Source organism: Herbaspirillum sp. B65, assembly GCF_000333555.1.
Classification (GTDB): Bacteria; Pseudomonadota; Gammaproteobacteria; order Burkholderiales; family Burkholderiaceae_D; genus Herbaspirillum; species Herbaspirillum rubrisubalbicans.
Genome location: NZ_BADI01000935.1, coordinates 1 through 2,568, shown reverse-complemented (window position 1 = coordinate 2,568; position 2,568 = coordinate 1). Strand labels below are relative to the sequence as shown.

The 2,568-nt window shown below is 60.2% G+C and carries 3 protein-coding genes; all 3 read right to left on the bottom strand.

The genetic code is table 11. The features are described 5' to 3' along the window. Positions 1 to 915, bottom strand: a 915-nt coding sequence (locus I5W_RS21860) for a HoxN/HupN/NixA family nickel/cobalt transporter (RefSeq protein ID WP_044530817.1), incomplete at its 3' end; no start/stop codon positions are given. 91 nt (positions 916 to 1,006) lie between these two features. Next, positions 1,007 to 2,191, bottom strand: a complete 1,185-nt coding sequence (locus I5W_RS21855) for an MFS transporter (RefSeq protein WP_044530816.1) — start codon at positions 2,189 to 2,191, stop codon at positions 1,007 to 1,009. Continuing rightward, positions 2,188 to 2,553 (bottom strand): RidA family protein, encoded by a 366-nt coding sequence (locus I5W_RS21850; protein ID WP_044530818.1) that lies wholly within the window; start codon positions 2,551 to 2,553, stop codon positions 2,188 to 2,190. The genes I5W_RS21855 and I5W_RS21850 overlap by 4 nt, the downstream gene beginning before the upstream one ends. Positions 2,554 to 2,568: the final 15 nt, after the last annotated feature.

Below are 2,568 nucleotides of genomic sequence, written 5' to 3'. Positions count from 1 at the left end.
GGCCCGGACAAGTGCAAATTGATCCGGGACCAGGCCCAGCACCTCGATCCCGCCCACGATCAAGGCCACCACGACCGACAGGGAGGTGATGGCCATGTTGTAGTAAAGCTTGCGCACCGGTTTGACGAAGGCCCACTGATAGGCACCCAGCATCAGGATGCCGTCCGTGGTGTCCACCAGCGACATGCCTGCGGTGAAGAGCAGGGGGAAGATCAGGATCGACCAGATGGATAGACCATTGGCAGTCTGGGTGGCCGAGATGCCCAACAAGGAAATCTCGGTGGCCGTATCAAAGCCCAGGCCGAACAGAAAACCCAGCGGAAACATGTGCCAGCTGCGCGAGATCAGTCGGAACATCGGCCGGAAGATGCGTGCCCAGATGCCGCGCTTATCCAGCAGCACATTCAGGTCTTCTTCATCATGGGCCCGACCCAGACGCACATCGCGGAACTTGCGCCAAAGAGAAACCAGGATCGCAAGATTGAAGGCTGCAATCAGCAGCAGGAAAAAAGCCGAGACCAGGGTGCCGATGATGCCGCCGATCTCATGGAACGACTCCAGGTGCGCTTGCATTGCCATGGTGGTCCATGCCAGCAGCAGGCAGGCCAGGATGACCACGGTGGAATGTCCGAGCGAAAACATCAAACCGACGCTGACTGGTCTCTTCCCATCCTGCATGAGTTTGCGCGTGACATTGTCGATGGCGGCGATATGGTCGGCATCCACCGCATGGCGCAAGCCGAAACTGTAGGCCAGGAAAGCCGTGCCCAGGAGCAGGGGATTCTGGCGGAACACGGCAAAGGCAGCGAGCCAGGCGGCGACATTGAAGAGAATCAGGAAGAGGTAGATGCCAACGATTTTCTTTTTGAGACCGGGCGCTGTGTCGTCCAGCAGCTTGCGTATGACAGGGAACATGGAGCGTGGATGGCGATGTCGTGTCCCCGAAAGGGGGCTTCGGGAACGATTTATGAAGAATTATTTTTTTATCATACGTTATGTGGCGTCTTCATACAATCTTGTGAGCGGACAACCAGCTTATGATCGCCGCGCTGGCTGTGGCAACCGCAGCCAATAAGGCAAGCGCTTCCCAGCCGGCACGACCGACGACGACGCCCGCCATGGCAGCACCAATGGCGCCAGCAACGTAATAGAAAAACAGGTAAGCCGAATTCAACACCCCTGCGCGCGAAGGCGCAATCGCGACCACTCCCGCCTGGTTGGCGACCTGTGCGGTGAAACAGCCGGCGTCGAACACCGCCAGCGCGACTGCGAGGGCGGCAGGATGCCCAAGTACCAGCGCCAATCCAATCGCGGCAAAAAAGGCGGAAGTCAGACCACTGACAATTACCCGCCGATGACCAAATCGGTCTGCCAGACGCCCGGCCACGCGCGTCATGACCAGGCCCAACAGTCCGGCAAGGCTGTAGAGTCCAATGTGTGCCGCATCCAGGTTGAAGGGCGGCGCCGCCAGGCGCACGGCCAGGCCGACCCAGATCAGATTGAACGCGAAGAACCACAGCATCCCGGCGTAGATGCGCAAGCGCAGTTCCCTCGATGTCTTCATCAGTATCGGCATACTGCGCAAGCTCGAAAAGTATCCGCTTTGCGCATCTGGACCTTGTGTGGGCAATAACGGCAGCACGCAAAGGGCTGACACTGCGGCGAAGGCGGCAAAGCCCAACAGCGCGCCGCGCCAGCCCCACCACTGTGCCAGTACGCCACCGACGAATCGACTCAACAATATCCCTGCCGATATGCCCGCCGAAATCGTCGCCATGCTAAGGGCTCGGCGCTGGGCGTGGGCGTACTTGCCGACCACGGCACTGCTTTGCGCAGCCACCGTCGTCGTCGCGCCGACCAGAACGAAGCAGCCAATCAGTCCCTCCGGGCTTGCGGCCCAAGCGGCAAGCAGCAATGCACATGCAAGCGCGAACAACTGTCCCGGAATCAGCACGCGCGGGCTCAACTTGTCCGTCAGCGGAACCAGCAGCACCAGGCCGAGCAGATAGCCGATGATGGCCGCGGATGCCAAGGCCGTCATCGCTGCCACCGGAACGCCAAACTCCGCAGCGATGAGCGACAGCGCCGGTTGCATGGCGTAGTTGTTGGCAATGGCGCTGCCGGCGGCCACCGACAGCACCGCCAGTGCGCGGCCCGAGAGCCGGACGTGCTGATCAGTCTGCGTCTTCACTTATCGACTCTGACAGCAATGGCCTCCACCTCTGCCAGGATCGCGTCATCGACGAAGGGCAAGGCATGGACCAGTGAAAAAGCGGGCCGGATACTGCCGTAGACCTCGCCATGCGCCCGCGCCGCGTCTTCCCAGTGCGCAAAGTCGGAGACCACCAGGCGACTCTGCACCACATCAGACAACTGGAAACCATGGTCGGTGAGTACCTTCTCGAGCGTGGCGAGCGCATCTCTGGTCTGCGTGTAGACGTCCGGGCCTTTCCCGGCCGTTCCTGAAATATAGATCGTATCGTTCACGATCACCGCCCGTGAGTACCCGACTTTGGGCTCCCAAGGTGAACCTGTGCTGATGAGTTGACGCATTGTCTGATCCTTCAT

What these genes read in the sequence shown, in the direction of transcription:
- I5W_RS21850 (WP_044530818.1), bottom strand. Translation starts at nt 2,553, where the DNA reads ATGCGTCAACTCATCAGCACAGGTTCACCTTGGGAGCCCAAAGTCGGG.